6 protein-coding genes are annotated in these 25,420 nt (G+C 75.6%); all 6 read left to right on the top strand.

All coding sequences use genetic code 11. The features are described from left to right. The first annotated feature begins 23 nt into the window (after window positions 1-23). The 6 genes from FB455_RS15535 to FB455_RS15560 all read left to right on the top strand — a co-directional run bounded on the left by FB455_RS15535 (window position 24) and on the right by FB455_RS15560 (window position 25,374). Window positions 24-20,339, top strand: coding sequence for an SDR family NAD(P)-dependent oxidoreductase (locus FB455_RS15535; protein WP_145753806.1), 20,316 nt, complete (start codon window positions 24-26; stop codon window positions 20,337-20,339). Then, a complete protein-coding gene (locus tag FB455_RS15540) occupies window positions 20,336-21,271 on the top strand; it encodes an LnmK family bifunctional acyltransferase/decarboxylase (RefSeq protein ID WP_030268226.1) in 936 nt (311 codons plus the stop codon). Before FB455_RS15535 ends, FB455_RS15540 begins: the two co-directional genes overlap by 4 nt. Then, window positions 21,268-21,516, top strand: a complete 249-nt coding sequence (locus tag FB455_RS15545) for an acyl carrier protein (RefSeq protein ID WP_013287041.1) — start codon at window positions 21,268-21,270, stop codon at window positions 21,514-21,516. The genes FB455_RS15540 and FB455_RS15545 overlap by 4 nt, the downstream gene beginning before the upstream one ends. Next, window positions 21,513-22,748: a hydroxymethylglutaryl-CoA synthase family protein gene (locus tag FB455_RS15550; RefSeq protein WP_013287040.1), complete on the top strand. Its 1,236-nt coding sequence runs from the start codon at window positions 21,513-21,515 to the stop codon at window positions 22,746-22,748. Before FB455_RS15545 ends, FB455_RS15550 begins: the two co-directional genes overlap by 4 nt. Continuing rightward, entirely contained in the window at window positions 22,745-23,938 is a 1,194-nt protein-coding gene (locus FB455_RS15555; RefSeq protein ID WP_013287039.1) for an alpha/beta fold hydrolase, read from the top strand. Before FB455_RS15550 ends, FB455_RS15555 begins: the two co-directional genes overlap by 4 nt. Before the next feature lie 179 nt (window positions 23,939-24,117). Further along, on the top strand, window positions 24,118-25,374 hold the full coding sequence (locus FB455_RS15560; protein WP_030268228.1) for a hypothetical protein: 1,257 nt from the start codon (window positions 24,118-24,120) through the stop codon (window positions 25,372-25,374). Window positions 25,375-25,420 lie beyond the last annotated feature (46 nt).

The following is a 25,420-nucleotide window of genomic DNA, read 5'->3' on the forward strand; positions in this document are numbered from 1 at the left end:
AGAAGACCGGAGGCAGGTTCCCGATGGCCGACGTCCAGAGCCGGTTCCGGCTCACCCACGACGACTTCGTCATGCGGAACCACCGGCTGCACGAGGTGTCGGTGCTTCCCGGCGTCGTCTTCTTCGACCTCGTCTACCGCACCGCCGTCGCGGCCGGCTGGGACCACCGCCGGCTCTGCGTACGGGACACAGTGCTCGCCGAGGCGATCGTCACCACCGACGGCTTCGACCGCGAGGTCGTGCTCACCATCGGCGAACCACAGGACGCGGGGCGTCCGTTCACCGTCCGCAGCCGCTGGCTTCGCGGTGACGACCCGGTGTCCGGCTGGCACGACAACGCTCACGGGCTGATCTGCCTCACCGACGAGCCGGTCCCGCCGCCGCTCGACCTGGCCGCGCTGCGGGCCGCCGCCGACCGGCACGACGACGTGGAGGTGCTCTACCAGCGGGCGGTACGGGAGCACATCCGCCACGGCCCGGCGATGCGCTGCCGCGGCACCCTGCACATCGGCGGCGGCGCGCTCCTGGCCGACCTGACCCGCGAGCAGCAACCGGGGGCCGCAGCCGCCGGGTTCCACCTGCACCCGGCCTCGCTGGACGCCTCGACGCTGGCCGGGTTCGGGCAGGTCGGGATGCCGACCGACGACCCGTTCGTGCCGATGTTCGTCCAGGAGTTCCGGGCACCCGAGCCGCTGCCGCCGACGTGTCATGTCCACGTGCCGCGCCCGGAACGGCTCGCGCCGTCCGGCGACGTGATCACCACCGACTACACGATCCGCGACGCGGACGGCCGGTTCCTGGCCGGCTTCACCGGCCTCACCTGCAAGCGCATCCGCGAATCCGGGCTGGTACGCCGGCTGCTCGCCGACGTGTCGGCCGACGCCGCGCCGGTCCGGCCCGCCGCCGCGCCACCGGCGACGGTGCCCGGGCAGCCCGCGGCGTCCTCGCCGGGCGCCGCGAACGGCTTCACCGACACGCTGCGCGCCGCCGTCGCGGACATGCTCGGCCGGCCGCCCGCCGAGGTGGCGACCGGCACCGGGTTCTACGACCTCGGCTTCGACTCGGTCGCGCTGCTCCGGCTCACCGAGCGGGTCGAGCAGCTCGTCGGCCGCAAGCTCTACCCGACGCTGTTGTTCGAGCACACCACCATCGACGCGCTCGCCGCGCACCTGTCCACCGGGCAGGCCCCGGCCGCGCCGGCCGTCCCTCAGTCGTCCGACGCGCCGGTGGCCGCCGCGGCTCCGGCCGCCCCCGAGTCGACGGTGCTGTCCTTCGTCGACGCCTGGGTGCCCGCGGACCCGGCGCCGCCGAGCACCGGTACCCCGGAGGCGCTCGTGGTGGGCGGCGCGCTCCCCGCCGGGCTCGCCGCCGCCCACGTGGACTCCGTCGACCGGCTCCGCGACGCCCCTGACCTGCCGCCCGCCGTCGTCCTGCTGACCGACGACCCGGCCGCCGACCTGTGGCGCGCCGCCACCGCCCTCGTCGACGCCGGACCGCGCGACCTGCTCGTCGTGCACGCCGGTGAGACCACCGCCGAGCAGGCGGCGACCGCGGCGCTGGCCCGTACCGTGACCGCCGAGATCCCCGGCCTGCGCTGCCGGTTCGTCCAGGTCGATCACGCCCGCGACCTCGCCACCGCGGTACGCGCCGAGCTGCGCGCGGGCGACGCCGAGCCGGAGGTCCGCCACGTCGGCGGCCGGCGTCTCGTGCGGCGATGGCGCGAGGTGGACCCGGCCGCCGGGGCCACGGGCGGGGAGCCGTTCCGCGACGGCGGCGTCTATCTGATCACCGGGGGATCCGGTGGTCTCGCCGCCGTCCTCGCGACGCACCTCGCGCGGCGGCACCGGGCCCGGATCGCCCTGCTGTCGCGTACCGCGCCCGCGGCGGCGCTCGTCGACCGGTGCCGCGCGGCGGGCGCCGAGGTGCACGTGGCCATCGCCGACGTCACCGACGCCGCCGCTGTGGACGCGGCGGTGACCGGTGTACGGGAGCGGTTCGGCCGGATCGACGGGGTCCTGCACTGCGCCGGCGTCACCCGGGACGGGCTGTTCTTCCGCGGCGATCCGGGCGACCTCGCCGCCGTCGCCGCCCCCAAACTCGACGGCCTGCGCCACGTCGACGCCGCCACCGCCGGTGACGCGCTCGACTTCCTGGTCGCCTTCTCCTCCGCTTCGGCCGACGTGGCCAACCCCGGTCAGGCCGCCTACGCGTACGCCAACGCGGGCCTGCGGCACGTCGAGCGGCGCGGTCGCGGCCGGACCGTCGTCATCGGCTGGCCGTACTGGGCCGAGGGCGGCATGCGCGCGCCCGCCGACGCCCTGCGCCGCTCGACCGAGCACACCGGCCAGGAGCCGATGCCCACCGACACCGCGCTGGGCGTCCTGCGCGACGTGCTGCGCGGTCCGTACGACGCGGTGCTGGTCCTGCACGGGCAGGCGGACCGGCTGCGGGAACTCGTGCCGGCCGCCGGTGCGGCTGCGGCCACCGCCGCCTCGCGCCCGGCCCTCGGAGCTGCCGCCGTCTCGCGCCCGGCTGCCGGGTCCGACGGCGGACCGGCTGTCGGTGAGCCGGCCGTGGGCGGGCCGGGCGACGACGCGGTCGCGGTGGTCGGCGTGGCCGGGCGTTACCCCGGCGCGGACGACCTGGACGCGTTCTGGCGCAACCTGGCCGGCGGCGTCGACGCGATCACCGAGGTGCCCGCCGGCCGCTGGGACCACGCGGCGCTGTTCGACCCGGAGAAGGGCACCCCCGGGCGTACGTACGGCCGGTGGGGCGGCTTCCTCGACGGCGTCGACCGCTTCGCGCCGACCTTCTTCGGGGTGTCCCGGCGCGACGCCGAGCGGATGGACCCCCAGGAACGGCTGTTCCTCACCACCTGCTGGCACGCCCTGGAGAACGCCGGACATCCGCCCGAGACCCTGCGCGGCGAGGTCGTCGGCGTCTACGCGGGCGTCATGTGGAACCACTACCAGCTCGTCGGCGGGGCCACCGACGGCGTCGCCCCGACCGCGATGCACTGCGCGATCGCCAACCGCGTCTCGCACACCTTCGACCTGACCGGGCCGAGCCTGGCCGTCGACACCGCCTGCTCGTCGTCGCTGATGGCCGTGCACCTCGCGGTCGAGAGCATCCGGCGGGGCGAGTGCACGCTCGCCCTGGCCGGCGGCGTGAACGTGACGGTGCACCCGCAGAAGTACCTCCAGCTCGCGCAGGGGCAGTGGTTGTCCACCGACGGCCGGTGCCGCGCGTTCGGCGCGGACGGCACCGGCTACGTGCCCGGCGAGGGGGTCGGCGCGGTGCTGCTCAAGCCGCTGTCGCGCGCGCTCGCCGACGGCGACCACGTGTACGGCGTCATCCGCGCGACGTCGGTGAACCACACCGGACGTACCGCCGGGGCGACAGTACCGAGCCCCGGCTCCCAGGCCGCGCTCGTCCGCGCCGCGCTGGACTCGGCCGGCTGGGCCCCCGCCACGCTGGGCTACGTCGAGGCCCACGGCACCGGCACCGCGCTCGGCGACCCGATCGAGGTCGAGGGCCTCCGGCAGGCGTTCGACGGTGCGGACCTGCCGGCCGGGGCGTGCGCGATCGGCTCGGTCAAGTCGAACATCGGGCACCTGGAGGGCGCCGCCGGGATAGCCGGCCTGACGAAGGTGCTGCTGCAACTGCGGCACCGCGCGCTCGTGCCGTCGCTGCACGCCGAGGAACTCAACCCGCACATCGACTTCGCCGCCGTGCCGCTGCGGGTCCAGCGCACGCTGGAGCCGTGGACTCCGCCGCCCGGCGTACCGCGGCGGGCCGGCGTCAGCGCGTTCGGCGCCGGGGGCACCAACGCGCACGTGCTGGTCGAGGAGTTCGCCCCCGCCGCCGCACCCGCGCCGGACGGGCCGGCGCTCGTGGTGCTCTCCGCGCCGACCGCCGAGACACTGCGGGCGTACGCGGGCGCGATGGCGGCCGGCCTGCCGGAGTCGACCGGCCCGACCGCGGCGGTGGCCGACCTTCTCGGCGTACCCGAGGAGGCGCTGGAACCGTCGGCGACCCTCGGCGATCTCGGGCTCGACCCGGCGCGGCTGGCGGACCTGGTCGGGGTGGAGGCGATCGGCCGGCTGAGCGTTGCGACGCGCCTCGACGAACTCGCCGCGGACCGGGGCGTCCGCGACATCGCCTACACGACGCAGGTGGGACGGGCGCCGCAGGCGGTCCGCATCGCCGTCGTGACGTCCGGCACCGACGCGCTGCGCAGCGCGCTGGAACGCTTCGCCCGCGGTGCGGACACCGGGGACGTGGTGACCACCGGCGCGCCCGCCACCGGCGATCCGGTGGCGGCCTTCCGGGCCGGTGACCTGCACGAGGTGGCCCGGCACTGGGTCGGCGGCGGCGCGGTCGACTGGTCCGCCTGCTACCCGGACGGGCATCCCCGCCGCGTACCGCTGCCGACCTGCCCGCTGCCGGAGGAGCCCTGCTGGATCGGCGGCTGGGACGCCGCTCGCGCCGGCTCCGCCGGCACGCTCCGCGCCGGGACCGGCGGTGGCGACGCCGTCGCGGTGGCCGCGAGCCCGCCACCGGCCGTCGACGGCGACGTGGTCGTGCCGGACGGGCCGGACCTGGAGTTCCGTGTCCTGGACCAGGGCGTCGCGCTGGTGTCGATGCGCGCGCCGATGTTCACCGACGGGCTGCTCGCGGCTTTGGGGGACACGTTCGCGGAGATCGAGCGGCGCGACGACGTACGTGCGGTGGTGATCACCGGCCACGGCTCGGTATTCAGCATGGGCGGCACTCCCGAGGCCCTGCGGGCGCTGGCCGAGGGCGAGGGCACGTTCACCGACGCCGCGCTCGTGTACGAGGGCATCCTGCGCTGCACCCGGCCGGTCGTCACCGCCGCCGCCGGGCACGCCTCCGGCGGGGGACTGGCGTTCGCCTGCTACGGCGACGTGGTCGTCCTCGGCGACACGTCGGTGTACAGCGCGAACTTCACCCGCTACGGCTTCACCCCGGGCATGGGCGCCACCTACATCCTGGAGCAACGCCTCGGCCCCGCCCTGGCCGCCGAGATGATGCTGACCGGACGGTCGATGACCGGCGCCGAGCTGAGCCGGCGCGGAGCCGGCGTGACCGTGCTGCCGCCGCAGGAAGTCGTTCCGGCCGCGCTGGACCTGGCCCGGTCCATGGCGGACAAGCCACCGGCGGTGATCCGGTCGCTCAAGAACGAACTCGCCGGCCGGATCCTCGACCGGCTGCCCGAGGTCATCGCCAGCGAGGTCCGAATGCACGGGAACGTCCTCGGCGCGGAGTCCGCCGCCCTGGTACGGGAGCACTTCACCAAGGTCGACGAGTTCCGTAGCCGGGCGACGCCGGCCGCGCAGCCGGAGCCCGGACCGGACGACGGCGCGGTGGGCGACGCGGTGACGGAGATCGTGGGCGCCCTGCTGTACCTGCGCCCGGACGAGGTGCTGCCGTCCCGCACCTTCGCCGACCTGGGACTGGACTCCATCGGCGCCGTCGAGCTGGTGCGGGACCTCAACCGCCGGTTCGGCACCGACCTGGACTCGGCAGCCGTGTACGACCACCCCACAGTGCCCGATCTCGCCCAGGCGGTGCTGCGCAACCTGGCCGAGTCCGCCTCCCTGCGCGCCCAGGCCACCGCGCCCCCGGAGCCGTCCGTCGTGGACGAACCGGTCCCGGCCAAGGTGCCCGGGCCCGCCGCACCCGCGCCCGCTGTCACCGAGGCCGCTACGCCGGCCGTCGCCGAGGTGGCCGCGCCCGCTGCGGCCGCTGTCACCGCGCCGGCTGTCGCCTCGCCGGCCGCCGCGGGCCCGCCGCCACTGGTCCTGACCGCGCCCGGCGCGGCGCCCGGGACTGCCCCGCCGTCCGGGGCCGCCCCCGCCACGGCCCCGGAGCCCCCGCCGCTGACGTTCGCCGTCCGCCCACCGCCCGCGTCGCCTTCCCACCGAGAGCCGGCACCGGCGGCGACACCGGCACCGGCGTCGTCATCCGCACCGGCCGGGACACCGGCCTCGGACGCGGCGTCGCCGGGCGCGGACCCGTCGACTGCGATCGCGGTGATCGGGATGGCCGGACGATTCCCGGGCGCCCCGGACCTCGACACGTTCTGGGACAACCTCGCCGCCGGCCGGTCCGCCATCCGGGAGGTGCCGTCCGACCGCTGGGACCTGACGGGACTCTACGACCCGGACCCGGCCGCACCCGGCCGCACCCGCAGCCGGTGGGCGGCGCTGCTGGACGACGTGGACGCGTTCGACGCCGGGCTGTTCCGCATCTCACCGCTCGAAGCCGAGGCGATGGACCCGCAGCAGCGGATCTTCCTGGAGCAGGCGTGGGCGGCACTGGAGAACGCCGGGTACGCCGGGCGGCCGATGCGGTGCGGCGTCTTCGTCGGCTGCGGCGCGGGCGACTATCCCCGGCTGCTGGAGCGGCACGGACGCAGCGACAGCAGCGAGGCGTTCCTCGGCGGGGCCAGCTCGATCCTGCCGGCCCGGATCGCGTACCTGCTCGACCTGACCGGGCCCACGATGGCGATCGACACCGCGTGCTCGTCGTCGTTGACGGCGGTGCACCTGGCCTGCGAGAGCCTGCGCTCGGGCGACTGCGACACGGCGCTGGCCGGCGGCGTCGCGGTGATGTGCACGCCGCAGATGCAGGTCTGGACCAGCCAGACGGGGATGCTGTCGCCGACCGGCCGGTGCCTGCCGTTCGACGCCGCCGCCGACGGCATCGTGCTCGGCGAGGGCGTCGGCGTGGTCGTCCTCAAGCGGCTGGACCGGGCGCTCGCCGACGGCGACCACGTCCACGGCGTCATCCTCGCCGGCGGCGTGAACGGCGACGGCCGTACCAACGGCATCACCGCGCCGAGCGCGGTCTCCCAGGTCCGTCTGCTGCGTGAGGTCCACGCCCGGGCGGGCGTCGAGGTCGGGTACGTCGAGACGCACGGCACCGGCACCGCGCTCGGCGACCCGATCGAGGTCAAGGCGCTGGCCCAGGTCGTCGGCCCGCACTGCCGGATCGGCTCGGTCAAGGCGAACATCGGTCACACCACGATGGCCGCCGGCGTGGCCGGCCTGATCAAGGTGCTGCTCAGCCTGCGGCACCGGCAGTTGCCACCGACCCCGCACGCCACCGAGGCGATCCCCGGGCTGCCGGTGGTGCGCGAACTCACCGGGTGGCACGACGACCGGCTGGTCGCCGGCGTCAGCTCGTTCGGCTTCAGCGGCACCAACTGCCATCTCGTGGTGGCCGAGGCGCCGGCCGCGACGGCGGGCACCGGCACCGGGCCGGTGGTGGTACCCGTCTCGGCCCGTACCGCGTCCGCGCTGCGCGACCTGACGGACCGGCTGGCCCGGCGCCTGCGTACCGAACCGGCCGACGTCCACGACGTCGCCGCGACCCTCGCGCGGGGCCGGGCGCACCTGGCGGTCCGGGCCGCGTTCGTCGCCGCCGACACCGCCGACCTGGTCCGGCAGCTCGCCGGCGGGCCGCCCGCGCCCGACGCGCCGGCCGACCTGGTCGCCCTCGCCGAGCGCTGGGTGGCCGGCGCGGACGTGGACTGGACGGCGATGCCGGCCGGGCGTCGCATCCCGCTGCCCACGTACCCCTTCGACCGCGACCGTTTTTGGACCGGCCGCGACCGGCGGGAGACGGCCCTCACCCCGGCCGACCCGCTGGTGGCCGACCACAGGCTGCACGGCGTCCCGGTCCTGCCCGGCGCGGCGTTCCTGCACCAGGCCACCGCCGGCGGGACCGCCCGCGCCGCCGACGTGACCTGGCTGCGGCCCGTCGTGGTCACCGAGCCGGTGACGGCTGTCGTCACCCGGGACGACCGGATCACCCTCACCGTCGGGGGAACACCGCACGCCGTCGCCACCCGCCGCGCCCCCGACCCGGCACCGCCGGAGCGGGTGGACCTGCCGTCAGTCGAGGCCCGCTGCCCCGTCCGCCGTCCGGTCGACGACCTGTACGCGGGATTCGCCCGGGCCGGTCTGCGCTACGGGCCGTCCTTCCGGGTGCTGACGGAGCTGCGGCTGGGCGCCGGTGAGGCGCTCGGCATGCTCGCCACCGGCCCCGACAGCGACGTCCAGCTGCTCGACGGGGCGTTGCAGGCGGTCGCCGGGCTGGTCGATCCCGCCGACCGGATGCTCGTCCCGTTCGCCGTCGAGTCGGTCTTCGTCGCGGACCGGCTGCCGACGACCGCCCGCGTCCACGTGGTACGCCGGGACGGCGGACGGTTCGACGTGGTCCTCACCGACCTGACCGGTGACGTCCGGGCCCGGCTCGACGGTGTGACGCTGCGCCCCTACATGGCGTCCGGCGCCGCATCGGCCGAGAGCCGGCCGGTCGTGACGGCGCCGCCGGAGGACCTGCTGTACGTCCCGGCCTGGCGGCCGGCCGGTGCGCCCTCCGGCCAACCGCCTGCCGGGCGGGCCCTCGCCGTGCACGGCCCCGCCGACGCCGCGCTCGCCGCCGCCCTCGGCGCCGACGACACGCTGCCGCTCGGCGAGCTGCCCACCGGCCGGTACGACACGGTGTACGTGCTCGCCCGCACGGCCGACCCGGCCGCCCCGCCGCAGGACGACTCCGCGACGCCCGAGGCGTTCCGCCTGCTGCGCCGCCTGCTCGACCTGGGCGCGGACCGGGGACCGCTGACGCTCACATTCGTCGTGTCCGGGGTGGCCGGCCTGCCCGGCGAGCCGGTCCACCCGCACGCCGCCGGCCTGGCCGGGCTGGCGAGCGCGATCGCGGCCGAGTATCCGCAGTGGCGGGTCACCTGTGTCGACGCCGGTCCCGGCGACGTCACCCCGGCCGACGCGATCCGCCGCGAGGACGGCACCGACCGACTCGTCGCGCTGCGTGGTGACCGCCGCCTGGTCCGCCGACTGGAGCCGGTGGCCGGGCCGGCAGGCGTGGCGCCGCTGCGCGACGGCGGTGTCTACCTCGTCGTCGGCGGCACCGGCGGCATCGGGTTCGAAGTCAGCCGTCACCTCGCCCGGACCCGCCGTGCCCGGCTCGTGTGGCTCGGCCGGTCCCCGGAGGACGAGCGCATCCGGTCCCTGGTGGCGCAGATCGAGGCGCTGGGCGGACAGGCCGTCTACCTGCGTGCCGACGTCACCGACGCCGTCGCGGTCCGCCGCGCGGTGGCCGAGGCTCGACAGCGGTTCGGGCCCGTCGACGGCGCGTTCCACGCCGCGGTCGTGCTCCGTGACCGTGCCCTGTCCGCGATGGACGAGGCGGCGTTCACCGAGGTGCTGCGGCCGAAGGTCGCCGGTGTCGGTGTGCTCGCCGACGCGCTGGCCGGCGAGCCGCTGGACTTCCTCGCGCTGTTCTCCTCGGCGCTGTCGTTCGCTCCGGCCCCGGGGCAGGCCAACTACGCCGCCGCGAGCACGTTCGAGGACGCGTACGGGCTGGCGCTGCACCGCCGGGGACAACCGGTACGCGTGGTCAACTGGGGCTGGTGGGGCAGCGTCGGCGTGGTCGCCGACCCCGGGTACGCGGCCCGGTTCGCGACGCTGGGCATCGGCTCCATCGAGCCGGCCGAGGGCGTCGCGGCGCTGGAGCGGATCCTCGCCGGCCCGCACCCACAGGTGGCTGTCCTCAAGGGCACGAGGGACGGGCTCGCCGCACTCGGCGTCCACCCGTCGGCGCCCGCCGACGACGCCGTCACCGCGCTCGCGGCACCACCCTCGACGGACGGCACCGCCGCCGGGGACACCGACCCGTCGCTGGACCGGTCCAGCGCGGCCTTCCGTACCCTCGACGGGCTGGCCCGCGACCTGCTGCGCGACCGGCTCCGGGACCGTCAGGTGCCGGCCTCCGGGCCGCTGGCGGCCGCCGTCGCCGCGGCCGTGTCCGCGCCCCCGGCCGGCCTGTCCACCGCTGCCGTGCTCGCCCGGCACCCCGACCTCGCCCCGCACGTCGCGTTGCTGGCCCGGTGCGTCGACGCCCTGCCCGGCGTCCTGGACGGCCGGACCTCACCGACCGAGGTGCTCTTCCCCGGCGGCAGCACCGACCTGGTCGCCGCCGTCTACCAGGGGCAGCAGGCCGCGGACTTCTACCACCGCCTGGTGGCGGCGCAGGCCGCCGCTGCGCTCGGACGGACGGACGGCCGCCCGGGCCGGGTGCTGGAGATCGGCGCCGGCACCGGCGCGGGCTCGGCGTTCGTCCTCGACGCCTGCCCGGGCGTCCGGTACGACTTCACCGACCTGTCGACCGCGTTCCTCCGCGAGGCCGAGGACCGCTTCGGCGGACGCCATCCGGGCCTGCGGTTCGGCGTCCTCGACATCGAACGGGAACCGGCCGGGCAGGGCTTCGAGGCCGGCTCGTACGACGTCGTGCTCGCCACGAACGTGCTGCACGCCACCGCGGACGTGGTCCACAGCCTGCGCCATGCCCGATCCCTGCTGCGCCCCGGCGGTGTGCTGCTGCTCAACGAGGTCACCCGCGCCTCCGACTTCCTCACCGCGACGTTCGGCCTCCTGCCGGGCTGGTGGCGGTTCACCGACGCCCGGCGGCGGCTGCCGCACTCCCCGCTGCTGTCGCCGGCCGGGTGGCGCGCGGCGCTCGCCGAGGCGGGCCTGACCGGCCGGATCCTCGGCATGCCCGGTGTCCCCGACGACGAGCAGGAGCAGTGCGTGCTCGTGGCGACGGCCGGTGCGGCGCCGGTGGACCGGGTGCCGGCCCGCGCCGCCCGGGACTACGTCCGCGCGGTCTTCGCGGAGGTCCTCAAGTACCGCCCCGACCAGCTCGACGACGACGTCACGTTCGACAACTTCGGCGTCGACTCGCTGGTCAGCCAGCACCTCGTACGCCGGTTCTCGGCCGACCTCGGCGACCTGCCGGCCACCCTGCTGTTCGAGCACCTGACGATCGAGCAGCTCGCCGACCACCTGGCCCGGGAACGGCCGGGCCCGCTCGCCGCCACGCTCGGCGTCGCGGCGGTGGACGCCGTGCCGGCGCCGGTCCACCCGGCGGAACCGGAGCGACCGGCCGTCCCGGCGTTCCCGGCCGCCCCGGCCGCCCCGGTCACCTCGGTCACCTCGGTCACCTCGGCCTCCGCCGCCCGGGGCGACGCGGACGCGATAGCTGTCGTCGGCCTGTCCGGCCGCTATCCGGGCGCGCCGGACCTGGAGCGGTTCTGGCAGAACCTGGTCACCGGCACCACCTCGATCACGGAGGTGCCGCCGGAGCGGTGGGACTGGCGCGAGCACTTCGACCCGCGCCGCGGCCGGCCGGGGCACACGTACAGCCGGTGGGCCGGGTTCCTCACCGACGTCGACCGGTTCGACCCCGGCTTCTTCGGCATCCTGCCGAAGGACGCGGCCGCGATGGACCCGCAGGAGCGGCTGTTCCTGGAGACCGTCTGGCTGATGCTGGAGGACGCGGGCGCCCTCGGCGGAGCCCTGCCGCGCGACACCGGCGTCTTCGTCGGCACCATGTACGGCTCGTACGGCCGCATCGCCGCCGCGCAGGGCTGGCCGGAGGGCCGCTACACCGACGGGCACTCGGCGTACTGGTCGATCGCCAACCGGGTGTCGTACACGCTCGACCTGACCGGACCGAGCTTCGCCGTCGACTCGGCCTGCTCCTCCTCGCTGACGGCGGTCCACCTGGCCTGTGAGAGCCTGCGCCGCGGGGAGTGCTCGGCGGCCGTCGCCGGTGGCGTCAACCTGGTCCTGCACCCGGCGCACCTGATCGCGCTGTCGTCGATGACCATGTTGTCGGCCGACGGCGCCTGCAAGGTGTTCGACGAGCGCGCCGACGGGTTCGTGCCCGGCGAGGGCGTCGGCGCGGTACTGCTCAAACCCCTGTCCGCGGCCCTGCGCGACGGCGACCGGATCTGGGGCGTCATCGAGGGCGGCTTCGTCAACGCGGGCGGCCGGACCGCCGGCTACACCGTCCCCAACCCCACCGCGCAGGCCGACCTGGTGGTCCGGGCGCTCGCCGCGGCCGGGGTGACACCCGGCGACGTCGGCTATCTGGAGGCGCACGGCACCGGCACGGCTCTCGGCGACCCGATCGAGATCGCCGGTCTCGGCCGGGCGCTCGGTAACGCGCTGCCGGACGGCCGGCGGATCCCGGTCGGCTCGGTCAAGGCCAACATCGGTCACCTCGAAGGCGCCGCCGGCATCGCCGGCCTGACGAAGGTGCTGCTGCAACTCGCGCACGGCACGATCGCGCCCTGCGCGAACCTGTCCACTGTCAACTCCCGCATCGACCTGTCCGGGTCGTTCCTGCTGCCGACGAGCGCACAGCCGTGGACCGCGCCCCGGCGCGCCGGGGTCAGCTCGTTCGGGGCGGGCGGCGCGAACGCGCACCTCGTGGTCCGGGAGCATCCCGCGCCGCCGCCCGCGCCCGTCCAGCCGGGGCCGCACGTCGTGGTGCTGTCGGCGCGGACCCCGGAGCAGCTGCGGACGCTCACGGCCGACCTGGCCGACCTGGTCGAGCGGACGCGCCCGCGCCTCGACCAGCTCGCGTACAGCACCCAGGTCGGGCGGGCGGAGTTCGACAACCGGCTCGCCGTCGTCGTGTCCGACATCGACGAGCTGGTCCGCCGGCTGCGAGCCGGCGAGGTCATTACCGGAACCGCCGGCACCGATCCGCTGTTCGACGGCGACGGCGGCGCCGAGATCGCCGCCGACCTGCTGCGCCGCGGCCGGCTCGACCAGTCGGCGAAGCTGTGGGTACGCGGCGTCCCGGTCGACTGGGCGGGCCGCTGGCCGGTACGGCCGGGACGGGTGCCGCTGCCGCCGTACCCGTTCGACAGGCAGCGGCTGTGGCTGCCCGAGCCGACCGGTACCGCACGGCCACCGGCGCCGCCGTCCGTACCGGAGGGTGACCGGACCGCCGACGGCCGGGCCGCCGCGCTGCCGGGCCTGGCGGTGCCGGAGGCGACGGTGCCGGAGACCGCCGCGCCCGAGGCGGCGGTGCGGGAGACCGTCGTGCCCGAGGCGGCGGTGCCGCAGATCGTCGTGCCGGGGAGCGTCGTGCCGGACGTGGCGGCGCGGGAGACCGGCGTGCCCGAGAGCGACCCGTGCGTGTACCTGCGGCCGCAGTGGCGGGCCGAGCCGCCGCCGGAGGGTGGGCGGCCGCCGGCCCGCATCCGGGTGATCGGCGAGGGCCCGACGTTCGGCGGCCGCCACGACCAGGCCGACCCGGACGTGATCGTGGTGCACCTGCCGGCCCGTGCCGGCGGGCTCGCCGACGAGGTGCGCGAGAGCCTGCACACCGTCCTGCGGGCCGCCGTCGAGGTGCTCACCCCGGATCCGGCCGCGTCGCTGCGGATCGTCGTCGGCTGCCCGGACGAGCGGCCTGCCTACACCGCCGTGACGGCGGCGCTGCGCACGCTCGCGCTGGAGCACAGCGGCTTCTCCGGGGCGGTGGTCCGGGGTGGGGTGACCGCCGAGGCGGACCTGTGGCACGTCTCCGGGCCGCCGGAGCAGCGGGTCGACGACATCTGCTGGACCGGCGGCGTCCGTGAGGTACGCCGGATGGTGCCGTTCCGGCCCGGCCCGGCCGTCCGGCGCACCGGCGGCGTGTACGTCGTGGTCGGCGGCACCGGCGCCGTCGGCCGGCACCTCGCCGCACACCTCGCCGCGACCCGTACGCCCTCGGCGGTGGTGCTGGTCGGCCGGACCGCGCCGGCCGACGACGCCTTCGCGTTCGTCCGCGCGGACGTGACTGTCGAGTCCGACGTGCGCAGCGCCGTGGCCGAGATCCGCCGCCGCTACGGGCGCATCGACGGGGTGATTCACGCCGCGGGCGTGCACGACGACGCCCGCGCCCTGACGAAGCCGGCGACCGCCGTCGACGCGGTGCTGGCCCCGAAGGTGTTCGGCCTGCGGCACCTGGTGGACGCGCTCGGCACGGAACCGCTGGAGTTCCTCGCGCTGTGCTCGTCGATCGCCGGACGCACCGGCAACCTCGGGCAGGTCGACTACGCGTACGCCAACGCGTTCCTGGACGAGTTCGCCGCAGGCCGGCCCGGCACGGTGTCCGTCTGCTGGCCGCTGTGGGCCGACGGTGGGATGGCCGTCGACGACGCCACCCGCCGGTTGTTCGCGCGGCGCTGGGGGAGTGCCCCGCTGCCGACGGCCGACGCGGTACGGGCGTTCGACCGCGTCGTGTCGGGCACCGAGCCGGTGGTGGCGGTGCAGCGCCCGGTGGACGTCGCGCCGGAGGCCCCGGCCGGTGTTCCGGACCCGGAGCTGGACCTGGACGCGGAGCTGCGTGCGCTCGCCGCCGGGTTCCTGCTCGTCGAACCGGACGAGGTCGACCCGGACATCCAACTGCTCGACCTGGGCTTCGACTCCATCTCGCTGACCGGGCTGGTGAACGAGACGAACGAGCGCTTCGGCGTCGACCTGCTGCCCACAGTCCTCTACGAGCACCCCACGCTCGCCGCCTTCGGCGCGTACCTGCGCACCGTACTCCCGGCCCGGCCGGCCCCGGCCACCGTGGACGCCGGGCTCACGGCGGCCCGGCCCGCGGCGGAGGCCGCCGAGCCCTCGGCGGACCTGCCGGCCGACGCGGTCGCCGTGGTGGGAATGGCCGGGGTACTGCCCGGCTCGCCGGACCTCGACGCCTTCTGGCGGCACCTCGCCGCCGGCGACGACCTCGTCCGCGCGGTCCCGGCCGACCGCACCGACCTGCTCGGCGACCCGGCCACCGCCGGTGTCCGCGCCGGTTTCCTCGACGACGTACGCTCGTTCGACGCCGACCTGTTCGGCATCGCGCCGCGCGAGGCCGCGCTGATGGACCCGCAGCAGCGGTTGTTCCTCCAGACCGCCTGGCAGGCCGTCGCCGACGCGGGATACCGGCCGGAGGACCTCGCCGGCACCGACACCGGGATCTTCGTCGGCGTGTCCGCCTGCGACTACGACGACCTGCTCCGCGCGCACGACGTGCCGGTCGAGGCCCACACCGCCAGCGGCCTCGCCGACTGCATCCTGGCCAACCGGGTCTCCTACCTGCTGGACCTGCGCGGCCCCAGCGAGGCCGTCGACACCGCCTGCTCCAGCTCGCTCGTCGCGGTGCACCGCGCGGTACGGGCGTTGCTGGCCGGGGAGTGCGCCACGGCGCTCGCCGGTGGGGTGAACGTGCTGCTGAGCCCCGGCCTGTTCGTGGCGTTCCAGTCCTCGGGCATGCTCAGCGCCGACGGCCGGTGCAAGACGTTCGACGCCTCCGCCGACGGATACGGCCGCGGCGAGGGCTGCGGCGTCGTGCTGCTCAAACCGCTGCGCGCGGCGGTCGCCGACGGGGACCAGGTGATCGCCGTCATCCGGGGCAGCGCGGTGAACCACGCCGGCCGCGGGCCGTCGCTGACCGCCCCGAACCCGCAGGCGCAGGCGCAGGTCGTCAGCCGGGCGTACCGGGCCGGCGGCGTCGACCCGGCGAGCGTCAGCTACATCGAGGCCCACGGCACCGGCACCCGGCTCGGCGACCCGATCGAGATCGAAGGGCTGAAGAAGGCGTTCGAGGGCGTGGACGCCACGATCGCGGTCGGGACGGTGAAGACGAACATCGGCCACCTGGAGGCCGCGGCCGGCATCGCCGGGCTGCTCAAGGTGCTGCTGAGCCTGCGGCACGAACGGCTGCCGCGCACGCTGCACCAGCATCGGCGCAACCCGTACCTGCGGCTGGACGGCACCCCGTTCACAGTGCTGGACCACGACGTGCCGTGGACCGGCGACCGGGTCGCCGGGGTCAGCTCGTTCGGTTTCGGCGGCACCAACGCCCACGTGGTCGTGCAGTCGCCGCCGCCGCTGCCGGCGTCCCCGGCGTCGGGCCCCTGGCGCCTGGTGCTGTCCGCGTCCGGCCCCGCGGCGCTGGCGGAGTACCGGCGCCGGGTCGCGGACCACCTCGCGGAGAGCACCGACATGGCCCGTGCCACGTACACGCTCCAGGTGGGACGGGAGGCCCTGGCCCACCGGTTCGCCGCGGTGGTCGCCGACGCCGCCGAGGCGGTGGCGGTGCTGCGCGGCGAGGCGCCGCCCCGCCTCGACGCGGAGACCGAGACCTGGCTGGCCGGCGGCGACGTCGACTGGGCGGCGACCTGGGACCACCGGCCGGCCCGGATCTCCGTCCCCGCCCCGCCGCTGGACGCCCGGCCTTTCTGGTTCGACGAGGGACCGGCCCGCGCCGCCGCACCCTCCCGGCCCGCCCCGGCCGAGCTGCCCGCCCCGCGTGTTCCGGCGGAGCCGCCCGCCCCGGTCCGGCGCACCGCCGCCGACCGGATCGTGCTGCGTGATCCGTCGGCGTTGCGCAGGAACGGCGCGGGCCGGCGCACGGCCGCCGACGCGGGAGCGGTGAACGGCGGACCCGCGTCGAACGGCGCGGCCCCGGTGGGCGTGCTCGCCCGCCCGGCCCGACCGGCCACCCACCCGGCCGGAGCCGGTTCCGCCGCTGCCGCGCCACCCGCTGCCGCGCCACCCGCTGCCGCGCTACCCGCTGCCGCGCCACCCGCCGCCGCGCTACCGGCCGCCCCCGAGCGGCCGAGCCCCGTCGAACCGCACGCCCCCGTCGACCAGCCGGGCCGCGCCGAACGGCCGGCCGCCGCCGTCGCCCAGGGGCCGGCGCCCGCGGAGGTGGCCGAGGCGGTACGGGACTGTGTGGCGCGGGTGCTCGGCGCCGACCGTACGGAGATCACCGCCGACCGGGCGTTCGCCGACCTCGGCCTCGACTCGATCTTCCGGATGGAGCTGGCCCGGCTGGTGGTGGCGACGTTCGACGTGGAGATCACCGCCGCCGACCTGTACGAGCACGACACGGTCGAGGCGGTGGCGGCGCTCGTGGCCGCCGGTACGCAGGCATCACGCCCGGTCACACCGGCCGGAGACGGCGTCGAGGAGATCGTGACCGGGGTGCTGGAGCGTGCCGTCGAGCCCGGCCGGACGTTCGCCGACAGCGGCCTCACCTCGTTCGACATGCTGCGGGTCGTCGGCGCCCTGGAACAGCGCTACGGCGCGCTGCCTAAGACCCTGCTGTTCGACCACCCCACGATGCCCGACCTCACCGCGTTCCTGGCCGGGCGGTCCGCCGGGACCGGCGTCCGGACCGAGACGGGCACCGGTCCACGGGCCACCGGCCGGACGATCGAGAGCGGCGCCGAGGTCGACGGCGAGCCGGTAGTCGTCCGCAAGCGGACCCTGCCCGGCCGCCCGGCGCTGCGTGACCTCCTGGCCGACCTCGACCGCCGCCACGCCAAGGAGGGCGGGCTGGCCGGACGGGACATCGCACCGTACGCGTTCGTCGACTCGGCGCGGGCCGGCTACGTCAACTTCTCGGTCCGCGGCGACGACGTGTTCGCCTGGAGCTTCGTCGGGCACCACGACCACTTCCACGACCTCGTCGCGGAGTGGATCGCGTGGGCACGGCGCAACGGCCTGCGGCCCAACTTCCTGTCCCTGGCCCACCTGACCGAGGTCGCCGGGGAACCGGTCACCGCGACCCCGTTCGGGGCGGTGCAGCGCCTGACGGACCTGGCCTCGTTCACCGTACGGGGCGGCCGGATGCAGCGCCTGCGCAGCCTCCTGCACCGGTTCGAGCGGGCCGGTGACTGCCGGATCGAGGAGTATCAGGCCGGCGCGTCGCCGGAGACCGACCGGCAGATCGTCGGTCTGATCGACTCCTGGGGTCGCCGCAAGCAGATGGTGAACCCGTACGTCGGCGTGGTCCGGGAGGAGATCGGCGGCGGCACGCTCGACCCCCGGCACCGGGTCTTCCTCACCCGTGTGGACGACGTTCTCGTCAACGCGGTCATCGTCACCCGGATCCCGTCCGAGCGGGGATACCTGCTCGATCTGGAGTTCTACGCCGACGAGATGCCCGCCGGTGGCCTGGAGTGGGCGATCGTCCGGATCATCGAGGTGACCGCCGCCGAGGGCTGCACGTCGTTCAGCTTCGGGGCGAGCTTCGGCGTCGCCATCACCGAGTCGCCGAACGCCGACCCGGCGGTGGCGGACGCGCTGGCGGAGCTGCACTCGGTGGGCGTCTTCGGGCCGGGCAACTTCCAGTTCAAGAACAAGTTCCGGCCCGAGAACACGCCGATCTACCTGTGCCAGCCGGCGACCGGCGACCGTACGTCGGTCACCGACATCATCCTGATGATCGCCAATCCAGACCTCGTGGACGGCGCCCCCGCCGATCCCGCGCCGCTGAACGCCGCACCGCCGCCGCACGCCATCGTGCCGCCGGACGCCGCCGTGCCGTCGCACAACGCCGCGCCGCCGGAGGACGCGGGCCCGCCGCCGGACCCGGCGCTGCGGCCGGGACGTACGGATCTGCTGGCCGCGCACGGGTACAACGCGCTCGCCCTGCCGACCGAGCTGGTCCCCTTCGACCTGCTCACCGACTCCTGGGCGGAGCGGGCGGACGGCTTCGTCGCCGCCCGGACGCGGCTGCTCGCCGAACGGTCCGGCCCGCCGGAGCTCACCGCGCACGACTGGCTGCCCATGCCCGAGGTGGTGCCGACCCGGTCCGGGCGGACGGCCGAGGAACTGCTGTGCCGCTGCCACCCCGGCCCGCGCGGCGTCGTGCTGCACGCGGCGGCCTTCCCGACCTGGCTGTCGACGCTCGCCGACCTCGGCTACGAACCGGTCGCCGTTGGGGTGGGCCGGCTCGACCCGGAGACGATCGAGGCGTTCGCGGCGGAGCTGACCCGCCGGCCCGCCGGGTCGGTGTCGTTCGTGGTGGCGGAGGCGGCCAACAACGCCGCCGGTGGCGTACCCGTCGAACCCGACGCCCTCCGGGAGCTGCGCCGCGTCACCGCCGCGCACGGGGTGCCGCTCGTCCTGGACGCCAGCCGCGTCGTCGACAACGCCGTCGCGCTCGCCGGCCCCGGCGGGGATCCCTGGGCGGTGGTGCGGGACCTGCTCGCCGTCGCCGACACGGCGACGCTCAGCCTGTCCAAGGACTTCGGCGTCACAGCGGGCGGCCTGGTCGCCACCCGCGACCCGGAACTGGCGGCGCGGCTGCGCGAGCACGTGGCGCGGCGCGGCTCCGAGGTGGACCGGGCCACCCGGATGACGCTGCGGGCCGCCCTCGCGGACCGCCGGGGCGTCACGGAACTGGTCCGGCGGCGCGTCGCCGCGGTCGCGGTGCTCCGCGACGGCCTGCGGGCGGCCGGCCTGCCGGTCGTGGACGTCGACGGCGCCCACTGTGTCCTGCTCGACCTCGCCCGGATGCCCGGCCTGGCCGGTCAGGAGCACCCCACGATGTCCGGGCTGGCCTGGCTCTACGCCGGCGCCGGAGTCCGGGGCGCGCCGCACCTGGCGATCGGAGGGCCGCTCGCCGGCACCGTCCGGCTGGCAGTGCCGGTCGGCTTCGGGCCCGACGACGCCGAGGCGGTGGTGGCCGCCGTCGCCGCGCTCGCCGCCGCACCGGGAGAGATGCCCGAACTGGTCACCGGCGGGGTCCGCACGGCCGGGGAGGCGGCCCGGGCGGTCTACCAGCCCGCCGACCGGGTGCCCGAGGACGTCCGGCAGGCGCTGCGCGACCAGGCGCCGGCCGACGACAACGGCAGCGTGCTGCGGGAACACCAGCCGGCCGTACGCCGACGGGTGGTGCCGGTGGCCGGCGCCCAGGTGGAGGTCTTCACCGCCGGCGACGGCCCGCCGCTGCTGCTCGCGCACCCGTTCAACATCGGCGCGGGCGTCTTCGCGCGCCAGTTCGAGGCGCTGGCCGGGCGGTACCAGGTGATCAGCGTCCACCACCCCGGCGTCGGGGCGAGCACCGCCTCGGCCGACCTCACCCTGGACGGGATCGCCGCCCTCGAACTGCGGGTGCTGCGGGAGATCGGGGTCGACGGCCCGGTCCACGTCGCAGGCGCGTCGTTCGGCGGCCTGGTCGCGCTCACGTTCGCCCTGAATCATCCGGAGGACACCGCCTCGCTGATCCTGCTCGGCAGCTCCTACAAGATCGGCAACCGGGTCGGTGAGATCAACCGGCTGGCCGTCGTGGCCGCCCAGGACCTCGACCGCACGATCGAGGGGTCCGGCGCGGACCGGCTGCGGCACGAGCGGGCCGCCGTGGAGGCGCTGCTGCTGCGCTGCGAGAGCATGGACCCCCAGACCGGGCTGCGTTACCTCGACGTGTTCGCGGCCCGGCCGGACCTCCGCGACCGGCTGGGCGAGCTGGACCTGCCGGCGCTCGTGGTGCAGGGCCGGCACGACACAGTCATCCCGTCGGAGACGGCGCGGCTGCTGCACCAGGGCATCAGGGGCGCCCGCTACGAGGAGATCGCCGACGCCGGCCACTTCCCGTATCTGACCAGCCCTCGGGAGTGCAACCGGATCCTGACCGACTTCCTGCGCGGCGCCGGAGGGGAGGGGTCGTGACCGTCCTGACTCCCGAGCTGGAACTGCTCGGTCCCGACGCGACGACCCGTACGACTGTGGTGCGGCCCGGCATGTGCGGGCCGGGGTCGCTGTTCGTCGGCCAGGTCGGCGACTGGACCTGGGACACCGTCAGCGCGCTCTGCGACACCAACGTCTACACCGCCCGCGACGCCGACGGGATGCCGACCTACCTGGCGTTCCACTACATCCACCTGCGCGGCGGCGCGGACCTGCACGTGCGCGGCATGACCTTCGGCGACGTGCTGCGGGTGGACTCGCGGTCCTTCGCCTCCGGCAGCGAGTCGGTGCTGACGCTGCACGAGATCCGGCGCGGCGACCGGCCGGGACGCGTCGTCGACCCGGACGAGTTCTACGCCCACCCCGACCCGGGATGCCTGTACGCGCAGAACTTCAACCGCTGGGTGGTGCGCGGCCCGTCCGGCGGCAACGGCGACCTGCGCAGCGCGTCCCCACCGGGGTTCCGGCACGGGCACCTGCCCGTGCTGCCCGCGCGGCACTCGCCCCGGCGCGCGTACGCCGAACTGCGCGCCCTCGGCGCCGAGCCCGACCCGTCCGACCCGCTGGACCGGCTGGCGCTGGACTACCCGGTCGATCCGAGCCGCGACCTCAACGGGGTGGGACTGCTCTACTTCGCGTCCTACTTCTCCATCGTGGACTGGGCGTCGCTGCGGCTGTGGCGGCACCGCGGCGGCACCGACGCCGGCTTCCTCCGGCGGATCGTGCTGGATCAGCGGATGAGCTACCTCGGCAACGCCGACGTGGGCGCGGTGCTGCGGGTGCGGGTGTCCCGGCGGCCGGGCGGCGACGTGCCCGGCGCCGACGAGACGGTCCGGGTGGTGCTCGCCGACCGCGACACCGGACGGCCGCTCGCGGTGGCCCTTTCGCAGACCCGGACGGAGGGAACGACGTGAGCCCCAGCGACGAAGCGGTCCGGCGGGTGGTCCACGAGGTGATCGCCGAGATCCTGCCGGCGGTCCCCGGCGACCGGATCCCGGGGGACGCGCACCTGCGCGACCTGGGCGCCGACTCGATCGACCGGGTCGAGATCATCCTGGCCCTCCGTGAGCGGCTCGGCGTCGACGAGCCCCTCGGCAGCTTCAGCGACCTGCCCGACATCGACCACCTGGTCGCGTACCTCTGCGAGGTGACGGCATGAACGTGGGCATCGAGGCCCTGAACGTGTACTGCGGGGTGGCCTCCGTCGCGGTGCCGGTCCTGTTCGAGGGGCGCGGTCTGGACGCGGCCCGCCTCGGCAACCTGATGATGACCGCGAAGTCGGTCGCGCTGCCGTTCGAGGATCCGGTCACGCATGCGGTGAACGCCGCCAAGCCGATCCTCGACGCGATGGACGAGGCCGACCGCGACCGGATCGAACTGCTGGTGACCTCCAGCGAGTCCGGCCTGGACCTGAGCAAGTCGATCGCCTCGTACGTGCACCGGCACCTCGGGCTGAGCCGCCGCTGCCGGATGCTGGAGGTGAAACAGGCCTGCTACGCCGCGACCGGGGCGCTCCAGCTCGCCTGCGGCTACCTCGCCGCCGGCCTGTCACCGGGCGCCAAGGCGCTGGTGATCGCGACGGACGTGTCACTGGTGAACGAGAACGCCTCGTACACCGAGCCGGCGATGGGCACCGGCGCCGCCGCGGTGCTGCTCGGCGACGACCCGCGGGTGCTCGACGTGGACCTCGGGGCGTTCGGGACGCACAGCTACGAGACGTTCGACTCGGCCCGGCCGGGCCCGACGTTCGACGTCGCCGACGCCGACCGCTCGCTGTTCGCCTACCTGGACTGCCTGACGAACGCCTACGCGCACTACGCGGAGAAGGTGGCGGACGTCGACTTCGCCACCACGTTCGCCGGGCTGGCCATGCACACGCCGTTCGCGGGCATCGTCCGCGCGGCGCACCGCAAGCTCGCCCGCGAGCACCGGCTGCCCGACGCCGACGCGGACTTCGCCCGCCGGGTCGCGCCCGGCCTGGAGTACCCGCGGCTGGTCGGCAACCTCTGCTCCGGCTCGGTCTACCTGGCCCTGGCCAGCCTGATCGACCACCTGCGGCCCGACGACCCGGTACGCGTCGGGATGTACTCGTACGGCTCGGGCTGCGCCGCCGAGTTCTACAGCGGCCTGGTCGACGGCCGGTCCACCGCCGAGGTCGGCCGGATGCGCATCGGCGAGCACCTCGCCGGCCGGTGCGAGCTGACGTTCGACGAGTACAAGCGGATCCTCGCCGACAACGCCGACTGCCTGGTGCCGGTGGCGGACAAGCGGATCGACCCGGGGCGGTACGCCGAGGTGCTGGACCGGGTGGCCGGTGCGCGCACACTGCTCGCCTGCACCGGCGTCCGCGCCTACCACCGCAGCTACGAGTGGATCGGAGCAGGCGCGTGACGCCGGGGCGGGATCTGGCCGCCGCGCTGCTGGCGGCGGGTCCGCTGCTGCGGGTGCTGCCGCCACCGGTACGGGTGCGGTGCGCCGACCCGGCCACCGCGGCCGCGCTGGCCCGGCTGTGCGACCGGCTGGACGTGCCGGCACCGACGCCGGTGACCGACGCCGCCGACCTCGGCCCCTTCGAGCGGGTGGTGAGCGACCTGCTGGACCTCGACGCGAACCCGGCACCGCCGCCGGCGGACGAGCCGCGCGTGGTCGCCGAGGCGCGCGAACAGGACTTCACCTGCCGCTTCCGGCGCACCGACGTGCGTACCGGCGACGGGGTGGTGCTGCCCACGTACGCCGCCGGCGACCCGGACCGGCCGCCGGTGCTGATGGTGTCCGCGTGCGGGATGCCCGCCCGGCTCGCCGAGGGCTGGGCCGGCCGGCTGTCCCGCGACTTCCACGTGCTCGTCCCCGAGACGCGGGGCCTGTTCGCGGACGTGGACGGATTCTCCGCCGACACCGGCGTGGTGGCCCAGGCCGACGACCTCCTCGCGGTGCTGGACCGGTTCGGGCTGCGCCGCGCGCACCTGATCGGCCTGTGCGGCGGCGCGGTGCTCGCGGTCGTCGCGGCCGCGCGGGCGCCGGAGCGGGTGTCGTCGCTGAGCCTCTGGCACGGCGACTTCGACCTCGGCGACGAGAGCCCGAAAACCGACCACCAGCAGAACCTGCAGGCCCTGATGGCGATGGCCGCCCGCAGCCCGCAGCAGGCCGCGGCGGTGCACGCGGTGCTCACCAACACCATGCTCGGCGTCGCCCCGCCACGGCTGGCGCACCTGGTCACGTACCCGTACGCGACGCCGGAGCTGCTGCGCCGGTACTGCCGGCTCAACGGCGCGATCATGGGCACGGACCTGCGCCCGTACCTCGCCGGGCTGACCACGCGCACGCTCGTCGTCACCAGCGAGGACGACCACACGGCGCACCCCGCCGGGTCGCGGGCCGTGGCCGCCCGGATCGCCGGGTCCGTCCTGCACGTCGCCGAGCACGGCGACCACCTGTCGCTGTTCCACGCCGAGGAGAGCCTCGTCGACCTCGCCGCGCGATTCGTCGCCGGCGACGACGCCCTCGGCACACGATCTCCCGCCGAAGCCGGCCGGCGGGTGCCCCCCGTCCCGACGAGAGGTGGAGAGGAGGTGTTCCCATGACCAAGGAGACCGCGCCCAAGAAGTCGCTCCCGGTGCGCAAGCTGGAGTCCATCAAGGCCAGCACCGTCGCCCCGTGCGCGCCCGCGCTGAACTGAACCCGGTGACACGGGGGCGGGGGTCCGGCTGCCGGACCCCCGCCCCTGCGCCCAGTCCCGCACCGTCAGAGGAGAGGTCCCACAGTGACCGAGTTCGCCCTCGACGCACCGGTCCTGGTCCGGCCGTACACCGCCCGCAGAGACGGTGACTTCGCCGTGATCGGTGACGACAGTCGTCAGGTCTACCTGTCCATCCCGGCCGAGGGCCTCGACCTGCTGGAGTGGCTGCGCGACGGCGCCACAGTCGGTGAGGCCGTCCGCCGCTTCGAGGCGACGCACGAGGCGTCACCGGACGCCGACGCGTTCCTCCAGGCGCTGGCCGACGAGGGGTTCCTCGCCCCGGCCGGCGCGCACGACCCGCCACCGGACGCCGAACCGGCCCGGCCGCCACGCCCCGGACACCTGGAGTGGCTGTCCCCGCAGGCCGCGCGGCGCCTGCTGAGCCGGCCCGTGCTCGCCGTCTGCGGAGTGGTCGTCGGAGTCGCGGTCGCGATGGCCGTCGACCGGCCCGGGCTGGTGCCCGGGCCGTCCAGCCTCATGTTCCACTCCCACTTCTGGGCCTACCTGCTGGTCGTCCTGGGCATCGCGGTGATCGGCGTGTGGCTGCACGAGCTGGCCCACGTCGTGGGGGCGCGCGCCGCCGGCACGTCGGCCCGCATGACTGTCGGCAACCAGATGTACGCCATCGTCGCGCAGACCGACCTGTCCGGTATGTGGATGGCGTCCAAGCGGGAACGTTTCGTCGCGGTGCTGGTCGGGCCGCTCGTCGACGTGATCGGCGCGGCGCTGCTGTTCATCACGCTGTGGCTGAACGACGTCGGCGTCCTCGGCCTGCCGGAGCCGGTACGGCTGGTGGTGGCCGGCGTGCTGTTCACCTCGTTCATCCGGCTGCTCTGGCAGACGTTCCTGTTCCTGCGTACCGACTTCTACTACCTGATCACGACGGCGCTGGACACCCGGAGCCTGATGGCCGACACCGGCGCCTACCTGCGCAACCTCGTCCGGCGGGTGCTGCGCCGCCGGCTCATCGACCAGTCCGGGGTGGGGCGCGGCGAGATGCGCACCATCCGGATCTACGCGGTCGTCTGGGTGCTGGGCCGCGTCGTGGCCCTGGCCGTCCTGTTCACCGCGACGATCCCACTGCTGTGGTTCTACCTGGTCCGGGTCGTCGGCTTCTTCCGCGGTGACGAGATGACCGGCCAGTTCACCTGGGCGGATGTCCTCGCGCTGGCGATGCTGTCGTTCCTGCTCGACGGCGGCGGCACCCTGATGTGGCTGCGGTCGCTGCGACGCTCCAGCCGGCTGCGCCGCCGCGCGCCGGACCGCGTCCTGGTGGAGTAGGCCCCCACGGACGACGACTCCGCCCGCACGCCGACGGCGCGGGCGG

This window comes from Micromonospora sp. CNZ296, assembly GCF_007827635.1.

Coding starts and splice junctions, on each gene's coding strand:
- FB455_RS15535 (WP_145753806.1), top strand. CDS start 24: ATGGCCGACGTCCAGAGCCGGTTCCGGCTCACCCACGACGACTTCGTC.
- FB455_RS15550 (WP_013287040.1), top strand. CDS start 21,513: ATGAACGTGGGCATCGAGGCCCTGAACGTGTACTGCGGGGTGGCCTCC.